This window comes from Vibrio sp. QJM3NY_39 (genome assembly GCF_057785895.1).
Genome location: NZ_CM173505.1, coordinates 1,066,905 through 1,085,712, shown reverse-complemented (window position 1 = coordinate 1,085,712; position 18,808 = coordinate 1,066,905). Strand labels below are relative to the sequence as shown.

At 44.6% G+C, this 18,808-nt stretch carries 17 protein-coding genes, 1 tRNA gene and 1 riboswitch; of the genes, 8 read left to right on the top strand and 10 right to left on the bottom strand.

Translation table 11 applies throughout. From position 1 onward, the window contains the following. Nucleotides 1-10: 10 nt before the first annotated feature. The 7 genes from oppB to moaA all read right to left on the bottom strand — a co-directional run bounded on the left by oppB (nt 11) and on the right by moaA (nt 6,143). The gene (gene oppB / locus AC3CHU_RS05015; protein WP_004734022.1) at nt 11-931 is read right to left on the bottom strand and encodes an oligopeptide ABC transporter permease OppB; all 921 of its coding nucleotides are present in this window, start codon (nt 929-931) and stop codon (nt 11-13) included. Between the two features lie 114 nt (nt 932-1,045). Continuing rightward, nucleotides 1,046-2,677, bottom strand: coding sequence for an ABC transporter substrate-binding protein (locus AC3CHU_RS05010; RefSeq protein WP_065204943.1), 1,632 nt, complete (start codon nt 2,675-2,677; stop codon nt 1,046-1,048). Nucleotides 2,678-3,340: 663 nt separating this feature from the next. Next, nucleotides 3,341-3,814 carry a molybdopterin synthase catalytic subunit MoaE gene (gene moaE, locus AC3CHU_RS05005; RefSeq protein ID WP_004734024.1) on the bottom strand — a complete coding sequence of 158 codons (474 nt, stop codon included), beginning with the start codon at nt 3,812-3,814 and terminating at the stop codon, nt 3,341-3,343. A gap of 2 nt (nt 3,815-3,816) precedes the next feature. Next, nucleotides 3,817-4,062 carry a molybdopterin synthase sulfur carrier subunit gene (moaD, locus tag AC3CHU_RS05000; RefSeq protein WP_061021879.1) on the bottom strand — a complete coding sequence of 82 codons (246 nt, stop codon included), beginning with the start codon at nt 4,060-4,062 and terminating at the stop codon, nt 3,817-3,819. Beyond that, nucleotides 4,059-4,538, bottom strand: a complete 480-nt coding sequence (gene moaC, locus AC3CHU_RS04995) for a cyclic pyranopterin monophosphate synthase MoaC (RefSeq protein ID WP_004734026.1) — start codon at nt 4,536-4,538, stop codon at nt 4,059-4,061. The genes moaD and moaC overlap by 4 nt, the downstream gene beginning before the upstream one ends. 12 nt (nt 4,539-4,550) lie before the next feature. Then, nucleotides 4,551-5,063, bottom strand: a complete 513-nt coding sequence (moaB, locus tag AC3CHU_RS04990) for a molybdenum cofactor biosynthesis protein B (RefSeq protein ID WP_010437177.1) — start codon at nt 5,061-5,063, stop codon at nt 4,551-4,553. Nucleotides 5,064-5,153: 90 nt separating this feature from the next. Further along, nucleotides 5,154-6,143 (bottom strand): GTP 3',8-cyclase MoaA, encoded by a 990-nt coding sequence (moaA, locus tag AC3CHU_RS04985; protein ID WP_026012219.1) that lies wholly within the window; start codon nt 6,141-6,143, stop codon nt 5,154-5,156. Continuing rightward, nucleotides 6,132-6,284, bottom strand: a riboswitch (molybdenum cofactor riboswitch). Its footprint overlaps the gene before it by 12 nt. Nucleotides 6,285-6,478: 194 nt before the next feature. On the opposite strand from moaA, the gene AC3CHU_RS04980 reads away from it, so the two are divergent. Then, nucleotides 6,479-7,366 carry a YvcK family protein gene (locus AC3CHU_RS04980; protein ID WP_054547238.1) on the top strand — a complete coding sequence of 296 codons (888 nt, stop codon included), beginning with the start codon at nt 6,479-6,481 and terminating at the stop codon, nt 7,364-7,366. A gap of 105 nt (nt 7,367-7,471) precedes the next feature. On the opposite strand, the gene luxU is transcribed toward AC3CHU_RS04980, so the two are convergent. From luxU to uvrB, 3 genes are all read right to left on the bottom strand, one after another. Beyond that, complete coding sequence (gene luxU, locus AC3CHU_RS04975) at nt 7,472-7,816, bottom strand: quorum-sensing phosphorelay protein LuxU (RefSeq protein ID WP_054547237.1); 345 nt, start codon at nt 7,814-7,816, stop codon at nt 7,472-7,474. Between the two features lie 24 nt (nt 7,817-7,840). Next, entirely contained in the window at nt 7,841-9,229 is a 1,389-nt protein-coding gene (gene luxO / locus AC3CHU_RS04970; RefSeq protein ID WP_004734031.1) for a quorum-sensing sigma-54 dependent transcriptional regulator LuxO, read from the bottom strand. Nucleotides 9,230-9,531: 302 nt separating this feature from the next. Continuing rightward, complete coding sequence (uvrB, locus tag AC3CHU_RS04965) at nt 9,532-11,562, bottom strand: excinuclease ABC subunit UvrB (RefSeq protein ID WP_054547236.1); 2,031 nt, start codon at nt 11,560-11,562, stop codon at nt 9,532-9,534. A gap of 509 nt (nt 11,563-12,071) precedes the next feature. Here uvrB and AC3CHU_RS04960 point away from each other — a divergent pair. The 7 genes from AC3CHU_RS04960 (at nt 12,072) to AC3CHU_RS04930 (ending at nt 18,739) form a co-directional block, all read left to right on the top strand. Then, nucleotides 12,072-12,147: transfer RNA gene (locus AC3CHU_RS04960), tRNA-Asn, on the top strand. A 485-nt stretch (nt 12,148-12,632) separates the two neighbouring features. Beyond that, nucleotides 12,633-13,211 carry an electron transport complex subunit RsxA gene (rsxA, locus tag AC3CHU_RS04955; RefSeq protein ID WP_004734039.1) on the top strand — a complete coding sequence of 193 codons (579 nt, stop codon included), beginning with the start codon at nt 12,633-12,635 and terminating at the stop codon, nt 13,209-13,211. Between the two features lie 2 nt (nt 13,212-13,213). After that, nucleotides 13,214-13,807 carry an electron transport complex subunit RsxB gene (gene rsxB / locus AC3CHU_RS04950; protein WP_004734040.1) on the top strand — a complete coding sequence of 198 codons (594 nt, stop codon included), beginning with the start codon at nt 13,214-13,216 and terminating at the stop codon, nt 13,805-13,807. A 7-nt stretch (nt 13,808-13,814) separates the two neighbouring features. Further along, a complete protein-coding gene (gene rsxC, locus AC3CHU_RS04945) occupies nt 13,815-16,358 on the top strand; it encodes an electron transport complex subunit RsxC (protein WP_488525175.1) in 2,544 nt (847 codons plus the stop codon). Then, nucleotides 16,358-17,404, top strand: a complete 1,047-nt coding sequence (rsxD, locus tag AC3CHU_RS04940) for an electron transport complex subunit RsxD (protein ID WP_019822352.1) — start codon at nt 16,358-16,360, stop codon at nt 17,402-17,404. The genes rsxC and rsxD overlap by 1 nt, the downstream gene beginning before the upstream one ends. Nucleotides 17,405-17,417: 13 nt before the next feature. Next, on the top strand, nt 17,418-18,047 hold the full coding sequence (rsxG, locus tag AC3CHU_RS04935; RefSeq protein ID WP_488525174.1) for an electron transport complex subunit RsxG: 630 nt from the start codon (nt 17,418-17,420) through the stop codon (nt 18,045-18,047). Next, a complete protein-coding gene (locus AC3CHU_RS04930) occupies nt 18,047-18,739 on the top strand; it encodes an electron transport complex subunit E (protein WP_017079307.1) in 693 nt (230 codons plus the stop codon). Before rsxG ends, AC3CHU_RS04930 begins: the two co-directional genes overlap by 1 nt. Nucleotides 18,740-18,808: the final 69 nt, after the last annotated feature.

The following is an 18,808-nucleotide window of genomic DNA, read 5'->3' as shown; positions in this document are numbered from 1 at the left end:
TGCGTCCCTGCTAGTAGCGAATTTTCGGGTCAATAAGCGCTAGTAAAATATCAACGATTGCGTTGAACAAGATGAATAGGAAACCAATCAAAATGGTTACACCCATTACTAACGAATAATCACGGTTAAACGCGGCATTAACAAACAGCTTACCAATACCCGGTAGGCCGAAGATGGTTTCAACAACAACTGAACCTGTAATGATACCTACAAACGCAGGCCCCATGTATGAAACAACAGGTAGCATTGCTGGCTTAAGCGCATGTTTAAGAACGATATAACGGTAACTTAGACCTTTAGCTCGAGCTGTACGGATAAAGTTACTGTTTAGGGTTTCAATCATGCTACCGCGAGTGATACGAGCAAAGGTTGCTACGTATAAAAGAGACATCGCGATAACGGGTAGGACGATGTACATGTACGTACCACCGTGCCAACCACCTGCTGGAAATATATGCCAGTGTAGAGAGAATAGGTAGATAAGCGCTGGAGCCAACACGAAGGATGGCATCACCACCCCGAGCATGGCGGTCGACATTATGGTGTAGTCGATCCAGGTGTTGTGCTTCAAGGCGGCAATGGTTCCGACCGTTACCCCCATCAATAATGTGAAGATAAAGGCAACAAAACCTACCTTCGCAGATACTGGAAGCGCAACAGCAATCAGCTCATTTACTGTATAATCTTGGTATTTAAAAGATGGACCAAAGTCACCCTGAAGGATGTTGGTCAAGTACGTGGTGTACTGTTCAAATACAGGTTTATCTAAGCCGTATTTAGCTTCGATGTTAGCCATAACTTCTGGCGGTAATGGACGTTCGCTTGAAAACGGGTTACCCGGAGCGAAACGCATGAGAAAGAAAGATATAGTGATCAACACCAACATGGTTGGAATCGCTTCAAATATCCTTTTCATAATGAATTTAAGCATAAACTCACTCTTTCAGTCTGTGACAATTAAAATTAGAAAGACGCTACATGCGCGCTCTGCGCATGTAGTGTCTGTATCGTTATAGTTATATTAACTTTTTAGAATCGAAGCTTATTATTGAGCTTTGATGTATAAGTCTTTCGAGAAGATCTTATCTTCCGCGTTGTTGATAGGGAAACCACCAACGTGCGGATTTAGTAGACGTGATTTCACGTATTGGTAGATAGGTGCGATAGGCATGTCTTTAGCCATTAACGCCTCAGCTTCTAGGTAAAGTGCTTCACGCTCTTCTGCTGATGTAGAGTTAAGTGCTTTATCAATGATTTGGTCGTACTCAGCACTATCGTAGTGAACACCACCGGTAGTGTTGTTACTCTTCATTAGCGTTAGGAATGACGACGCTTCGTTGTAGTCACCACACCAACCAGCACGTGCTACTTCGAAGTCACCAGAATCTTTAGAAGATAGGTAAGTTTTCCACTCTTGGTTTTCAAGCGTTACTTTAAGACCCAGTGTTTTCTTCCACATAGAACCCAGCGCTACAGCAATCTTCTTATGGTTTTCAGACGTGTTGTAAAGTAGGTTGAAGTTTAGTGGGTTGTCTTTGCCGTAACCCGCTTCTTCAAGAAGGCGTGCAGCTTCTTCATTACGTTCTTTTTGAGACATCTTGCCGTAAGCAGGAAGTTCAGGGTTAAAGCCAGCTGTGATTTCAGGCGTTAGGAAGTAAGCTGGTTTTTGACCTTGTGCTAGGATTGCGTCACTTACGATATTACGGTCAATTGCGTAAGAGATAGCCTTACGTACACGAACATCATCAAATGGTGCTTTCTTAGTGTTAAAGATGTAGTAGTAAGTACATAGGTTACCCGCTACAGATACATCTTCCGCATACTCTTTCTTAAGGCGCTTGAAGTGCTCAGTTGGAAGTTCGTTTGTAAAGTCGATTTCACCAGATAAGAAACGGTTCATTTCCGCAACTTGGTTTTCGATTGGTAGGAACGTTACTTTATTAAGAACCGTCTTATCGTTATTCCAGTATTGGTCGTTACGCTTTAGAACTAAACGCTCGTTCACAACCCATTTATCAACAGAGAATGCACCGTTACCAACGAAGTGGTCAGGCTTAGTCCATTGGTCACCGAATTTTTCAACAGTCGCCTGATGTACTGGCTTCATTGTTGTGTGGCCCATCATCATTACGAAATATGGTACCGCTGTATCTAGTTCAACAACAAGCGTGTTTGCATCTACAGCTTTAACACCTAGCTCACTCTTGTCTTTCTTACCCGCTACGATGTCTTTCGCATTCACCATCTTGGTATATTCCATGTACCAAGCATATGGAGAAGCAGTGGCAGGATCGACTGCACGTTGCCAGCTGTAAACGAAATCTTCAGCTGTTACAGGATCGCCGTTAGACCATTTTGCATCTTTACGTAGGTGGAAAGTGAATGTTTTGTTGTCCGTCGTTTCCCAGCTTTCGGCTACACCTGGGATTGTATTACCTTCGCCATCTTGGTTCACTAGACCTTCTAGAAGATCACGAATTACGTGAGATTCTGGTACACCTTGAGATTTGTGTGGGTCGATAGTCGCAACTTCAGTACCATTACCGCGAACAAGTTCCTGAACTTTTGCTAGTTCTGTGCCTGCTGGAACTTCAGCAGCGATAGAAAGAGTAGAAGTGGCAGCCACTGCCAAACCAGCACCTAGAAGAAGGGCCTGAGTGATTTTATTCTTGTACATTTAATAAACTCCAAGTTTTACGTATTGCATCCATGACTTCTTTGCTAAGTTCACTGAACGGCAGTGATTTAGATTTATTTAGCTCAAAGTTTAAGCATAAAAATCTAAAACCTTACAAAGATTGAGGCACACACTATCAACCATTGAAGTAATTTGCCATAAACAAGTCGCAAAAAATCGGATAATTCTCCGAATTACTCAAGGTCACAGTGTAAATCTCTAATAAAAACCTAATGAATAGTGAATTACACATAGGGATTTATTAAAAAACAGCCTTTAGTGTTGATGTATCTGAATTGATACTTTTATTTAGCATCTTATGCTAGAACACTGTCGGCAAATTAACATTAATGCCACATGAAATCTAATTGCACATCACATATCCCCTAAATAGACTGCACTATTTGTGAGGATTATCACTTTATACAAAACAGCATAAAGCACTGCACCAAAACAGATTTGGAAATGCACCAAGACAGACTAAATCACGCGTTGAATTCATATGCAACTTGACTGCTTAACCATTTATTAAAGAACCTTTTATTTATAAATCACTTTGTAGCACGCACAAAAAAACCGACGTCAAACGTCGGCTTTCTTACTATCTACGTCCCAATCTGAAATACGCTTTCACGTTAAGACCGAAACACGCTATGGAATGGATTACTTCTTCCAACGCTCCGCTGCTTTCGCGTCGGAGTCTCGAGAGTCAACCCAACGAGTCGCCTCAGTAGTACGTTCTTTTTTCCAAAACGGCGCTTTGGTTTTCAGAAAGTCCATAACAAACTCACACGCTTCGAAGGCAGCGCCACGATGTGCACTGGATACACCAACGTAAACAATCTGGTCTCCGATATCTAGGTCACCAACACGGTGAATCACTCGCATCTTCTGAATAGGCCAGCGCGCTTCAGCTTGATCACAGATCTCGCTCAACGACTTCTCTGTCATACCCGGATAATGCTCCAGAGACAAACCAATAACGTTGTCGCCAAGGTTCATGTCGCGAACTTTACCAACAAACGTCACAACCGCTCCCGCAGCCGTACCTTGAGCTAGATAATCGTATTCGCCACCCACAGAAAAGTCTTCAGCAGTAACCAATACTCTTGGATCAATAACTCGAGAGTCATTCATGGTTAACCTCCAGTAACTGGTGGGAAGAAAGCCACTTCGTCGCCGTCTTTCACTTCAGTCGTCAAAGGTACAATTGATTGGTTGAGTGCTGCCAGCAGCTTGCCCTCTTCCAATGCTATATCCCATTTGCCTTCATTTGTTACTAGGTGGCTGCGAATCGCTTCAATAGTATTGTATTGCGCATCGATCTCTAGGCTATCAACACCAACAAGTTCACGAGTTTGTGCAAAGAAAAGTACCGTAATCATGATTCCACCTTAAAGTGACCTGATTTACCACCCGTCTTCTCTAACAGGCGTACGTTCTCGATAACAATGTCTTTCTGAACAGCTTTACACATATCGTAAATTGTTAGCGCGGCAACAGAAGCGGCCGTTAGCGCTTCCATTTCTACGCCTGTCTTACCTGCAAGCTTACATACCGATTCGATACGAACCTTGTTTTCGGACTCAATGGCTTCAAGTTGTACTTCTACTTTAGTCAGTAGCAAAGGGTGACACAGTGGAATCAAGTCCCACGTCTTCTTCGCTGCTTGGATACCAGCAATACGTGCCGTTGCGAAAACATCACCTTTATGGTGGCTGCCAGAAACAATCAGCTCTAGCGTTTCTGCTGACATTTGAACGAAAGCTTCTGCTCTCGCCTCACGTACTGTCTCTGCTTTAGCCGATACATCGACCATGTTTGCTTCGCCAGACGCGTTAATGTGTGTAAATTGGCTCATGCTCAAACCACCTTATACAGAAAGGTGTGGCATGAAGTTACAAGGGCGGTGACTCGCATCCATCTGTTGCTTGATGATCTTAGTCCAACCGGTGCGACAAGCACCTGTAGAACCTGGCATCGCAAAGATAACCGTGTGGTTAGCAAAACCCGCAATCGCACGAGATTGAATCGTCGATGTACCAATCTCTTCGTAAGACACTTGGCGGAAAAGCTCACCAAAGCCTTCAACTTCTTTGTCGAAGAGTGGCTTAAGTGCTTCAGGTGTACTGTCACGAGATGTAAAGCCTGTACCGCCAGTGATCATGATCGCTTGTACGCTGTCATCAGCAATCCACTGAGATACGATAGCGCGGATCTTGTACATGTCATCGATAACGATTTGCTTATCAACCACGTTGTGGCCTGCTTCTTTAGCATGCTCAGCTAGGTAACCACCTGACGTGTCATTTTCTTCTGTACGAGTATCTGAAACGGTTAGTACTGCGATGTTTGCTGCTTGAAATTTGCTTTCTGCGTGACCCATTTGTTCACCTATATAAATTTTTCAATGATTAGACTTATTCGCCCAGCTTAAAGAAGCTGAGCGATAAAATGCTTTAGAGTATATAGCGGGTTAACCGCCGATTGACGCCAAGTTTGGAGTCATGCCGCTGTTGCCATCATGCAAGAAGTGGCTAACGGACTTGGTTTGAAGCTGAGCCTGAATTCGATCAATGAGCTCTTGCTCTTGCTGATCTTCTTGAATCAGATCTCTCAGTTCAACACCGTGGTCGCCAAACAGACATAGGTGAAGTTTACCGGTCGCAGAAACACGCAGTCGGTTACAACTCTCACAGAAGTCTTTCTCGTAAGGCATGATCAAACCAATTTCACCCTTGTAGTCTGGGTGGACAAACACTTGTGCTGGGCCATCGTTAACAGCTTTGACTTTTAACAGCCAACCGTTAGCAATAAGCTGATTGCGAATCGCAACGCCAGATACATGATGTTTATCGAACAACTCGTCCATCTCGCCGGTTTTCATCAGCTCGATAAAACGTAATTGAATAGGTTTGTCTTTGATCCAATTAAGGAAGGCTGGTAATTCCTGACTGTTGAGGTCTTTCATCAATACGACGTTGACTTTGACTTGTTCAAAGCCAACCTCAAACGCTTTATCAATGCCTCGCATAACCTCTGTAAACTTATTCTCACCAGTGATCTGATGGAACATGCGCGAATCTAAGCTATCCACGCTCACGTTTATATGGGTTAAACCAGCATCGCGCCATTGCCCTACTTGTTTTTCCATGCGGTAGCCATTCGTTGTCGTGGCTACTTTTTCGATGCCTGGAGTAGAAGCAACAGTATGTATGATTTCAGGAAAGTCTTTACGCAGGCTCGGCTCTCCGCCAGTAATGCGGATCTTAGAGGTACCACAATCTGCAAACGCTTTAACAATACGTTTGATCTCGGGAACACTTAAAAAAGACGAGTTTTTTTGCCCTGACGGTTTATAACCATCTGGCAAGCAGTAAGTACATTTAAAGTTACAGACGTCTGTAACCGACAAGCGCAAGTAATAAAACTTGCGATGGAATCTATCTTCGAATTGTTGCGCCACGGAACACCTTTCCAAACACGGGAGGCATAATCATTTCCAATTAAGCCCTTGTGACAACATGTCACTGGCTCTTGATGCGTATCGGTACAGCAAATACCACTGTGCGACTTAGCATGCGAGAGCTCGGAGTTATGGCAACTGCACATTATATTCACACGCGCAGTAGCTGAGTAATAAAATACTTAATATTTGTACGTGAATCTAGCTCTGATGACAAAAAACGGGTCACATCGGCAAAAAAAACGTATCAAACCCTCAAAATAACTCTTGTTGAGTATCTGACGAGAAGCATTTAACCTAAATTATAGTTGGTAATAATCTAACAAGAACAAAAAATGAATATTTACTCTTCAAAGAAAGTCGTAGCAATCGGTGGGGGCCATGGCTTAGGTCGCATGCTAGCTGCATTAAAAGACTTTGGTAACAACGCAACTGGCATTGTTGCAACGACAGATAATGGTGGTTCCACCGGAAGAATTCGAGACTGCCAAGGTGGTATTGCTTGGGGAGATACTCGTAACTGTATCAACCAATTAATCACAGAACCTTCGATCAGTTCGATGATGTTTGAATATCGCTTTCGCGGTCAAGGTGAACTCGATGGTCACAACTTAGGTAACCTAATGCTAACGGCGTTAGACAACCTTTCCGTTCGCCCATTGGAAGCAATTAACCTAATTCGAAATATGCTCAAGGTCGATGTCAATATCGTCCCAATGACCGAGCACCCTTCTGATCTAACGGCTCTATCAATGGACGGTCGTTGGGTAACTGGCGAAACTAACGTTGATGACATGACAGAAAAGCTGCGCATGATGGACTTATCTCCAGAAGTACCGGCAACCAAAGAAGCTGTTGCTGCCGTTGAGCAAGCAGACTGCATTGTCCTTGGACCAGGAAGCTTTTTAACCAGTGTGATGCCCCCGCTGCTACTGCCAGAAATTGGCAAAGCAATCGCGGAAAATACCAAGGCAAAAGTTATCTTTGTTGAAAACCTTTCGCCAGAACACGGCCCTGCAGGAAAAATGACGCTTCAAGAACAATTGGAGTGGTGTGAACGTACCTGTAAGGCAAGAAAGATAGACATTGTACTAGGCAATGAACCACACCCTGAATTAGAAGGGCAATGGAATTGTGTGACCACTGATCTTGCATCTCCAAATCGAGATTGGCGACACGACCGTTTAAAACTCCAACAAGCGATTAGAGATCAGTTGGTTTAATTTGGCTGCCTGAATCTAATTTCCAGCCTCCAAACAATACAAAACAAAACAAAACAAAAAAGGAGCATCATGCTCCTTTTTTAGTCTCTTTAATAACTAGCCGCTTTAGAGATCCGTCATCAACTGCTGATATTCAGTGTACGTTGATAACAGAAGCTCTTGCATATCTTGGAAATCAATCTCGGTTACAGGCAATGCTTGCTTCACTTTTGCGTCTAAGCTAATCGCAAAACTACACAAAGAATCTGCGCCAAAACTCGCAGCGCTACTCTTAAGTGCATGGCTTATATCAGCCAAGTACTTAGATGTATCCGATGCTTTATTTATCTCTAGATGTTCGTAATAGCCTTTCAACTCACCTAAGAAGATTTCCAGCAAAACTGGTACATTCTCTTGCCCTATTTCACCGGCAAGTTCATCAACTTTTTGCTGATTTAATACTTTCATCATTATGATTTTCTTATTGTTTGGTGATTACTGCTTCGCATTCCACGTTTGCAACTTACGGTATATCGTCGATGGACTGACATCTAAGAAACCGGCCGCGCGGGGAATGTTGCCGTCACACGCTTTTATGGCCTGTTCGATAGCCGTCTTCTCAGTGATCCACAATGGGAAAATATCTTTTACCGTGATGTCTTCGTTCTGCTTCTCTTTCAAGCGCAGGCTGTTTTCAATCGGTTGGTTCAATGGTGGTGGAAGCATGTTGAGAGTAATCTCTTTGCCGTTATTCAATACCACCACGTTCCGTAATACGTTTTGTAACTGACGAACGTTACCCGGCCACTCATATTGATTAAAGCGATCAAGCACTTCCTGAGCAAAACGCACAAACGCCTTACCTTCCTCAACCGACATGTAGCCTAGTAACGAGTACGCAATCTCGATGACATCTTCACCGCGCTCGCGCAATGGCGGCAGGTGCAATGGAATCACGTATAAACGATAGTATAAATCTTCTCTAAAGCGACCTTCTTGTACTTCTTTCCAAGGGTCACGGTTGGTTGCACATACGAAACGAACATCGACACTCTTCATCTTCGAAGAGCCGACTTTTTGAAAAGTACCGGTTTGGATAAAGCGCAGCAGCTTAGTTTGCAGCTCTAAGTCCATTTCGCACAGCTCATCAAGGAACAGTGTTCCACCATCAGCAAGCTCAGCAGCACCTTGGCGATCGGTCGCAGCACCGGTAAAGGCACCTTTAACGTGACCAAACAGCTCACTTTCAATCAGATCTTTAGGGATAGCCGCACAGTTAATTGCGATGAAAGGCTTGTCACCACGCTTGCTCGCCGCATGAATAGCTTCTGCACATACCTCTTTACCCGTACCACTCTCACCCGTGATGAAAATACTGGCTTTACTCGATGCGGCAGAGTCGATAGTTCGGTAAACCTGCTGCATGGTTTGGCTGCTACCAATGAAACCTTGATAGTTTTGGTTTCCCGGGTGTTCCGAGCTGTTTTTAAGTTTGGTGGCTTTGCGGATCGCGTTGTTCACCGTAATACGGAGTCGGTCGGCTTCACACGGTTTGATAAGGAAATCTTGAGAACCATGACGCATAGCTTCTACGGCGGTATCGATAGAGCCGTGAGCCGTCATGAAGATAACCGGAACTTCAGGGTACTTTTGTTTTACAGCAAATAGCACGTCCATACCCGTCATGTCAGGCAGACGTAGATCTAATAAAATAAGGTCTGGGATTCGATGATTCAAACTCTCGATTGCATCGCGGCCAGTGCCGACAATGTTGATATCAATTTCGAGCGGTGTAAGATACGAGCGATATAAAGCTGCTACCGAAGCGGTATCCTCAACCATCAACAAATACTTCGATTTGTTATCTAGCGTTTTTGATTGCATATCCTAGCCATTTATAATTTGCATTTCTTATTATAGTCGCATTCCGCTTTGCATTATGCAAATTAGCCACAATATTTGTAGTGTGTTTTTTTACTTACTTCAAATAATCAATGTTTTATCTACCTGGCACGAACGATGCAAAGGTGTAAATGACCTTCGGGTCACCTAGCCAACTGACGTTGTTAGTGGACCGAGTGTTCACAAACGTAAGCCAGTAGAATATTTACTACTGGCTGTTTTTTTGCCTGAAGCACTCTCAATTTTTGTCTTGAGGGGATCAACTTCTCGAGTGAAAAGTGAGATTAGCTGTTGGTAATAAACTGCTTTCTTAGCTGCTCAATTTCATCACGCTTCTGTGCTGCCAATTCAAATTCTAGGTTCTGAGCATGCTGATACATCGCAGCTTCAAGCTTGCTGATCTCTTTATCAAGCTGTTGCGGTGTAAGTACAGCATAACTTTCAGAAGGCTCTGCAACCTTAGATAGAGGAACTTGCTTCGATTGGCGCTGCTGCTTCGACTTGGTTAGATCACCTAGCTCCATAATGTCTTTGATATTACGTTTCAACGCTTGCGGCGTGATGCCTTGCTCTTCATTGTAGGCTTGCTGCTTCTCACGACGACGATCGGTTTCATCAATCGCTTTTCTCATCGACTTAGTAATTGAATCACCATAAAGGATCGCTCGACCTTCCAAGTTACGCGCTGCACGACCAATGGTTTGGATCAGAGAACGCTCAGAACGCAAGAAGCCCTCTTTATCTGCATCAAGAATCGCCACCAGCGATACTTCAGGCATATCCAAACCTTCTCGAAGTAAGTTAATACCCACTAACACGTCAAACTCGCCCAGTCGAAGATCTCGAATGATCTCTACACGCTCAACCGTATCGATATCTGAGTGCAAGTAACGAACCTTAACACCATGCTCACTAAGGTATTCGGTTAAGTCTTCTGCCATTCGTTTAGTCAACGTAGTGACCAATACGCGCTCTTCTTTCACTGAACGGATTCTGATTTCAGATAACAAGTCATCCACCTGAGTCGCGACAGGTCTTACTTCGATGATTGGGTCTAACAGACCGGTAGGACGCACCACTTGATCAGCAATCTCACCATCTGATTTATCAATCTCATAATTACCCGGCGTGGCCGACACAAAAATGGTTTGTGGCGCGATCGATTCGAACTCTTCAAATTTCATCGGACGGTTATCCAATGCAGAAGGCAACCTAAAGCCAAACTCAACCAAAGTCTCTTTACGAGAGCGGTCACCTTTATACATGGCGCCAATTTGCGGCACAGTTACGTGTGACTCATCGATGATCAGCAAACCATCATCAGGCAGGTAATCAAATAACGTTGGAGGCGCTTCCCCTTCCGCACGGCCGCTCAAGTATCGTGAATAGTTTTCGATACCGGAACAGAAACCCAACTCCGTCATCATCTCGATATCAAACTGAGTTCTTTGAGAAATACGCTGTTCTTCTAACAGTTTGTTGTTGTCTTTTAGGTATTGAGCCCTATCGCGCAACTCATCCTTAATTTTCTCAATCGCCTCAAGGATCTTCTCTCTTGGGGTTACATAGTGAGTTTTTGGATAAACGGTAAAACGCGGTAAGTCTCTTTGTTTCACCGCACCAGTCAGAGGATCAAAAATACTAATGCAGTCCACTTCGTCATCGAACATTTCAATTCGAACCGCATCTTGGTCAGATTCAGCGGGAAAGATATCAATAACTTCACCACGAACACGGAACTGCCCACGCTCAAACGCGACATCGTTTCTTGAATATTGCAGCTCAGCCAAGCGGCGTAGGATGTCTCGCTGATCCATCACCTCACCACGACTCAAATGAAGCATCATCTTCAAATAAGACTTAGGATCACCAAGACCGTAGATAGCCGATACAGATGCAACAATAATGGCATCTTTTCTTTCTAACAAAGCTTTGGTAGCTGAAAGTCTCATTTGCTCAATATGAGCATTTATCGACGCATCTTTCTCGATAAAGGTATCCGTGGTTGGAACGTAGGCTTCCGGTTGGTAATAATCGTAGTAAGAAACAAAGTACTCAACGGAGTTATTCGGAAAGAAAGATTTCATCTCGCCATAAAGTTGAGCTGCCAACGTTTTGTTAGGGGCTAACAAAATTGCAGGTCTTTGAGATTGAGAAATGACGTTGGCTAACGTAAAGGTTTTACCAGAGCCCGTAACCCCTAATAGAGTTTGATGTGCCAAACCGGAATCTAATCCATCTAATAATTTGGTTATCGCAGTCGGCTGATCTCCGGATGGGCTATAGTCCGATACCAAGTCAAAGAGTTTACTCATAGGTCGCCATTTCCATACTGTTTTTATAATCAGGTCATTGTCACTCTAGGAGGAGTGTAGTTGCAACTATTATCTAGAGAAATGCATCTTAAGATTAGATATCAGTGATAGCTTTTACTTTTAGAACTTGGTATTATCCGTGCCCTTGCAAGATCTCTTCAGCTAAATCACTCAACTTTTCATCCACTACTTTTCCCCAAAAAATCTAAAAATAGCACTTGTTTTACTGTATATTTTATAATCGTCAAAAGTTATACAATCGTGATATTTTGATACAAATCTTTTAAATACATTACCTTACCTCAGATTTTTATATTCTCAGATTTATCCCAATTATTGTTGTTAAAGTTTCACACACACACTTATCCACAATTTTGGTGGATAACTAAAGAAAGGCTAAATCCGGTAAGGCGTCCAAGAAAGTAAAGTTATTTATATTATTTTTTTCTGCTATTTTTTATTGACAGAAATTCGGACTATTATTAGAATTCGCGTCGCTAACAAGCAATTCCCCTTTAGTTCAGTTGGTAGAACGGCGGACTGTTAATCCGTATGTCGCAAGTTCAAGTCTTGCAAGGGGAGCCAAATTCAGAAAAAAGCTCAATCGAAAGATTGGGCTTTTTTCGTATATAACTGCGACTAACTTGTTCCAAGTTAATGTCACAAACCTAGCCGCCCGCGTTCAAGTCTCGACAAGGGGGCCAAATTTAAAGAAGCCGCATCACTTGATGCGGCTTTTTGCGTTTTAGCGGTTTGGGAACGTATTCGACTCGCAGCTTTCCTTCTCTTTTTGATAGTTCTGAGCACAAAAAGCCACAAATATGACCCTATTTGTAGGAAGTAAATCGAGTTCAATTCAAGAATGATCTTATGAAAGATCCAGTTTGACTACTCCTATAAACTGTCTCACGAAGTAAAAATTGGCCGTCTATACTTACGGTAACTTTAATAATCAATCGATTACCTGATGTTTTTTTCACCAAGTGTCTAAATCCCTAGTGATCCTTGGTTGTTATTAGGTAAGCAAAGCAGGATAATATCGGGATCGGAATCTCAAGAATTAATCCATTATGACCGAATACCTTTTGTTGTTGGTTGGCACAGTGCTGGTCAATAACTTTGTGCTAGTGAAGTTTTTAGGGCTATGTCCTTTCATGGGAGTCTCCAAGAAACTGGAGACTGCGATTGGCATGGGCCTCGCGACGACTTTCGTTCTGACGTTAGCGTCGGTATCTGCATACCTAGTAGAAACCTACATCCTTACCCCTCTGGGTATTGAATACCTGCGTACCATGAGCTTCATCTTGGTTATCGCGGTGGTTGTTCAATTTACGGAAATGGTCGTTCACAAAACCAGCCCTACCCTTTATCGTTTATTGGGTATCTTCCTGCCTCTTATCACCACCAACTGCGCTGTATTAGGTGTGGCACTTCTGAACATCAATGAAAACCACAACTTCATTCAGTCAATCATCTATGGTTTCGGCGCTGCGGTTGGTTTCTCGCTTGTATTGATCCTATTTGCTGCAATGCGTGAGCGTATTGCGGTTGCTGATGTTCCAATGCCATTCAAAGGCGCATCGATTGCGATGATCACAGCAGGCCTAATGTCTCTGGCATTTATGGGCTTTACTGGGTTGGTGAAATAAACATGAGCACCATCTTAATTGCAATCATTGCACTCGCCGTTTTAGCCGCCGTTTTTGGCGCTATCTTAGGCTTTGCTTCTATTCGCTTTAAAGTAGAAGCCGATCCGATCGTTGATCAAATCGACACAATTTTACCGCAAACTCAATGTGGCCAGTGTGGCTACCCCGGTTGTCGCCCATATGCAGAGGCGATCGCTAACGGAGATAAGATCAACAAATGTCCTCCCGGCGGCCAAGCTACGATTGAAAAGCTTGCAGATTTAATGGGCGTAGAAGTTGAAGACTCCGCTCATGACTTAGACAACAAAGTAAAAACCGTTGCCTTCATTCATGAAGATATGTGTATTGGCTGTACCAAATGTATTCAAGCCTGCCCTGTCGACGCCATTGTTGGTGGCACCAAGGCACTTCACACAGTAATCAAAGATGAATGTACAGGTTGTGATCTATGTGTCGCACCGTGCCCTACTGACTGTATCGAAATGATTCCAGTGGCAACAACGACTGAAAATTGGAAATGGCAGATGAACATCATTCCTGTTACTGATATCACTAACCAAGCGACTGATGCGACCGCGTCAGAGCCTAAGGCATAGGGTTAGTATGATCTCTTTAATTGAACAAATTCGCACGGGCTCAATTTGGAACTTCCCGGGCGGTGTGCACCCTGCTGAAAACAAGAAACAGTCGAATACTACTGATATCGTGCATGCAAGGCTCCCAGAAGAAATCGTTCTTCCAGTGAAACAGCACATCGGTAAGCCTGGTAACTTGTTGGTTGCTGTCGGTGATGCCGTACTCAAAGGTCAACAACTGACGGCCTTAGAGACTGGTTTTACTTTGCCAGTACATGCACCAACATCGGGTGTGATTACCGCTATCGAACCACGAACCACCGCTCACCCTTCAGGCTTGAGCGACGTGTGCGTGGTTATTAAACCTGATGGCCTCGACGCTTGGGTTGCAAAACACCCGGTTGAAGATTTTTCTACAAAGACATCCGATGAACTGCTTGATGTAATTCGCCAAGCTGGTATCTCAGGCATGGGTGGCGCAGGCTTCCCCACCGCTAAAAAGCTTCAATCAGGCTTAGGTCGTACCGACATTTTAATCGTCAACGCTGCTGAGTGTGAACCTTACATCACCTCAGATGACAAGTTGCTGCAAGAGCATGCCGAAGAAGTATTAAAAGGCATCGAAGTGGTTGAACACATTCTTCAACCAAAGCTGACGGTTATCGGCATTGAAGACAACAAACCAGATGCGATAAAAGCTCTTGAGATTGCTGCGAAAGACAAAGATATCGTCATTCGTGTTATCCCAACTAAATACCCTTCTGGTGGTGAGAAGCAACTTATCAAGATCCTCACCAACAAAGAGGTTCCAGCTGGCGGCATTCCTGCAGATATTGGTGTTTTGGTTCAGAACGTCGGCTCTCTTTATTCTATTAAGCGAGCGGTAATCGACGGTGAACCTGTGGTTAACCGCGTTGTGACATTAACCGGTAAAACCTTTAAGCAACCTCGTAACGTTTGGGCGCTACTAGGTACGCCAGTACATGAGTTACTTGAAGAGTTTGGCTACAAAGCCGATAAAAAGCTGCCGCGTTTGATTTTGGGCGGCCCGATGATGGGCTTCACCTTGCCACACGCCAATGTGCCGATCACTAAAACATCGAACTGTATTTTAGCACCAACGCGCCGTGAGATTTCACCAAGCACTTACGAAATGGAATGTATTCGTTGCAGCGCGTGTGCTGAAGCTTGCCCTGCGTCACTGCTTCCTCAACAACTGCAATGGCATGCAAAAGCCAACGAGTTGGATAAGTGTGAAGAGCTGAATATTAAAGACTGTATTGAATGCGGTGCTTGTGCATTTGTCTGCCCAAGTGAAATCCCTCTTGTTCAGTACTATCGCCAAGCAAAAGCTGAAATCAAAACTCGAAAAGATGAAGCCGCTGCTGCAGAGCGCGCCAAGATTCGTTTTGAAGAGAAGAACGCTCGTATGGAGCGTGATAAAGCCGAACGTGAAAACCGCTTTAAAAAAGCCGCAGATAACCGCCGTAAAGATATGAAAACACCTGGCGGTGATGATGCTATTGCTGCTGCGATTGCTCGTGTTAAAGCACAAAAAGCTGCTACGGATCAGGCTCCGAATGAAGAGCCAGCAGTGAAACCTGCGGTTGCTGCCGCTATTGCGAAGGCAAAAGCGAAACAAGCTGCAGCTCAAAAAGCGGAAGGCGCTGAACCAGACAATTCTGAAATGTCTAAACTGCGTGAAGAGCGCAAGCGTCAAGCTCGAGAGCGCAAGGCACAACAAGCAGCAGCTGATACTCCTGCAGAAAGCTCAGATGATGGCAAGAAAGATGCTGTTGCTGCAGCTATCGCTCGTGCTAAAGCAAAGAAAGCTCAACAAGCGGAATCAGCTTCTGAAGCTCCAGGTGAAAGTACTGGCGATGCTAAGAAAGACGCTGTCGCTGCAGCCATCGCTCGCGCTAAAGCCAAGAAAGCTCAACAAGCGGAATCAGCTGCTCAAACCGAAAGTGAAGCGCCGGTTAAAAGTTCTGGCGACGCTAAGAAAGACGCAGTCGCTGCAGCAATTGCTCGCGCTAAAGCGAAGAAAGCACAACAAGCAGAATCAGCTGCTCAAACCGAAAGTGAAGCTCCAGCTAAAAGCTCTGGCGATGCCAAGAAAGACGCAGTCGCTGCGGCCATTGCTCGTGCTAAAGCCAAGAAAGCTCAACAAGCGGAATCAGCTGCTCAAACCGAAAGTGAAGCTCCAGCTAAAAGCTCTGGCGATGCTAAGAAAGATGCCGTCGCTGCGGCCATTGCTCGCGCTAAAGCCAAAAAAGCACAACAAGCTGAATCAGCTACTCAAACCGAAAGTGAAGCTCCGGTTAAAAGTTCTGGCGATGCTAAGAAAGATGCTGTCGCTGCGGCCATTGCTCGTGCTAAAGCCAAGAAAGCACAGCAAGCTAAGCAAGACCAAACAGCAGAAACTCCTGAGCCAGTGATTGAAGTTGAAGCTGAAATTCAATCAGAGCCCGTCGATCCTAAAAAAGCTGCCGTGGCCGCTGCAATAGCTCGTGCTAAAGCAAGAAAGGCGCAGCAAGAGCAAGACAAAAAGAATAATGAGGAGAAAGAGTAGTGGCCTTCTTTATCGCCAGCTCACCGCACGCACACAATCGTAGAAGCACCCCTGATCTCATGAAATGGGTGGCTATTTGTGCATTACCAGGTCTACTAGCTCAAACCTACTTCTTTGGATGGGGTACGCTCATCCAGTTAGTATTTGCTATTGCACTTGCTGTTACCTTTGAAGCCGCTGTAATGCTGCTAAGAAAACGTCCGCCAGTGATGGCATTACGTGATTACAGTGCGGTTGTGACCGCTTGGCTACTCAGTGTCGCGATTCCCCCACACTCTCCGTGGTGGATTCTAGTAATAGGTATGTTCTTCGCTATTGTCATCGCTAAGCACCTATATGGCGGCCTTGGACAAAATCCATTTAATCCAGCGATGGTTGCTTACGTTGTTTTGCTGATCTCATTTCCAGTTCAGATGACCAGCTGGAATGCACCGGCCAGCTTAACGGCTGAAGCAACAAGCTTTGTTGACTCTTTCTTGATGATCTTTACTGGTTTCAATAATGAAGGGTTGTCTCTGCAGCAAGCTCGTTTAGGTATTGATGGCACCACAATGGCGACGCCACTCGATGCCTTCAAAACCGCATTAACAGCAGGCAACACCGCTTCTGAAGCTCTATCTCAACCTCAATTTAGCTGGTTAGCTGGCGTGGGTTGGGAATGGGTAAACCTTGCTTACCTTGTTGGTGGCCTAGTGTTGATTAAGCAACGTGTGATTCAATGGCATATTCCGGTAGCTTTCATCGGTAGCTTGACCCTATTTAGCCTAGTGTTCTTGGTGTTGACGCCAGGTGAAACCGCTTCGCCAACCATTCACCTATTGTCTGGCGCAACCATGCTTGGTGCATTCTTCATTGCAACCGATCCGGTTTCAGCCTCGACGACAGTTAAAGGTCGCTTGGTATTTGGTGCCCTGATTGGCGGGTTAGTCTTTATTATCCGCAGTTGGGGTGGCTTCCCTGATGGCGTGGCGTTTGCTGTATTGTTAGCCAACATGTGTGTTCCACTGATTGACTACTACACCAAACCTCGTACATACGGCCACTAAGGAAGCAGATACTATGCTAAATGCAATTAAGAAAAACGGTCTTGTACTTGCGATTTTTGCCTGCGCTTCGACAGGTTTGGTGGCCGTTACTCACTACCTGACCAAAGATCAGATCAAACAACAAGAACAGGCTCAGTTACTGTCTGTGCTTAACCAAGTGATCCCGCACGATCTTCATGACAACGAGCTGTTTTCAGCTTGTACTTTGGTGGAAGCTGAGGAGCTTGGAACAGAACAAGCAATGCCGGCTTATATTGCTACACTCAACGGTGAACCTAGCGCGATTGCGATCGAAGCCATTGCACCTGATGGCTACAATGGTGCAATAAAAGTAATTGTTGGGATGAAAATTGACGGTACCATTTTGGGTACACGTGTGCTTTCCCACAGGGAAACTCCGGGGTTAGGCGATAAGATAGACCTTCGAGTGAGTGATTGGATACTCTCTTTTGCAGGTAAACAAGTAACCGAGTCGAATCTTGGTCGCTGGAAAGTTCGCAAAGATGGTGGTGACTTTGACCAGTTTACTGGCGCGACCATCACACCAAGAGCTGTCGTTAAGTCCGTCAAACAGGCGGTGCAGTACGTTAACCAAAACAACCAAGCTTTGCTTGCTCAACCTCTAAATTGTGGTGGTGAATAATGAGTGACCATAAAACACTAATTAAAAATGGCATGTGGGCCAACAACCCTGCCCTAGTGCAACTTCTTGGGTTGTGTCCGCTGTTGGCTGTCTCTTCGACAGTGACGAACGCACTTGGCTTAGGTATTGCTACCTTGCTTGTATTGGTCGGTTCGAACGTTTCTGTCTCTTTGGTTCGAAACCATGTGCCAAAAGAAGTTCGTATTCCAGTATTCGTGATGATCATCGCATCACTAGTAACCTGTGTTCAACTACTGATGAATGCCTACGCATACGGGCTTTACCTATCTTTGGGTATTTTCATCCCACTGATCGTAACCAACTGTATCATCATTGGCCGAGCGGAAGCCTTCGCTTCTAAAAACGAAGTTTTACCTGCTGCTCAAGATGGTTTCTGGATGGGCCTTGGCATGACATCGGTACTGGTTGTATTGGGTGCGATGCGCGAGGTTATTGGTAACGGAACCCTATTTGATGGCGCAGACCTGCTCCTTGGTGATTGGGCTTCGGTATTGCGAATCCAGATATTTGAATTTGATAACAGCTTCTTGTTAGCTCTGCTTCCACCAGGTGCCTTTATTGGTGTTGGTTTCTTGATTGCTTTGAAAAACATCATCGACAACCAAGCTAAAGCTAGGCAGCCCAAACAAGAAAAACCAGCCATTGAACGCGCTCGCGTTACCAATGCCTGATAAGTTACAGTAGCTTGAACCCTGCTGAGTAGCTCAACCGCCCAGCAGGTAAATAGATTGACCAAGTAC

Coding starts and splice junctions, on each gene's coding strand:
- moaD (WP_061021879.1), bottom strand. CDS start 4,062: ATGATTACGGTACTTTTCTTTGCACAAACTCGTGAACTTGTTGGTGTT.
- rsxA (WP_004734039.1), top strand. CDS start 12,633: ATGACCGAATACCTTTTGTTGTTGGTTGGCACAGTGCTGGTCAATAAC.
- uvrB (WP_054547236.1), bottom strand. CDS start 11,562: ATGAGTAAACTCTTTGACTTGGTATCGGACTATAGCCCATCCGGAGAT.
- moaB (WP_010437177.1), bottom strand. CDS start 5,063: ATGGGTCACGCAGAAAGCAAATTTCAAGCAGCAAACATCGCAGTACTA.
- rsxC (WP_488525175.1), top strand. CDS start 13,815: ATGATCTCTTTAATTGAACAAATTCGCACGGGCTCAATTTGGAACTTC.
- rsxB (WP_004734040.1), top strand. CDS start 13,214: ATGAGCACCATCTTAATTGCAATCATTGCACTCGCCGTTTTAGCCGCC.
- moaC (WP_004734026.1), bottom strand. CDS start 4,538: ATGAGCCAATTTACACACATTAACGCGTCTGGCGAAGCAAACATGGTC.
- AC3CHU_RS04980 (WP_054547238.1), top strand. CDS start 6,479: ATGAATATTTACTCTTCAAAGAAAGTCGTAGCAATCGGTGGGGGCCAT.
- moaE (WP_004734024.1), bottom strand. CDS start 3,814: ATGAATGACTCTCGAGTTATTGATCCAAGAGTATTGGTTACTGCTGAA.
- AC3CHU_RS05010 (WP_065204943.1), bottom strand. CDS start 2,677: ATGTACAAGAATAAAATCACTCAGGCCCTTCTTCTAGGTGCTGGTTTG.
- oppB (WP_004734022.1), bottom strand. CDS start 931: ATGCTTAAATTCATTATGAAAAGGATATTTGAAGCGATTCCAACCATG.
- luxU (WP_054547237.1), bottom strand. CDS start 7,816: ATGATGAAAGTATTAAATCAGCAAAAAGTTGATGAACTTGCCGGTGAA.
- AC3CHU_RS04930 (WP_017079307.1), top strand. CDS start 18,047: ATGAGTGACCATAAAACACTAATTAAAAATGGCATGTGGGCCAACAAC.
- rsxG (WP_488525174.1), top strand. CDS start 17,418: ATGCTAAATGCAATTAAGAAAAACGGTCTTGTACTTGCGATTTTTGCC.
- luxO (WP_004734031.1), bottom strand. CDS start 9,229: ATGCAATCAAAAACGCTAGATAACAAATCGAAGTATTTGTTGATGGTT.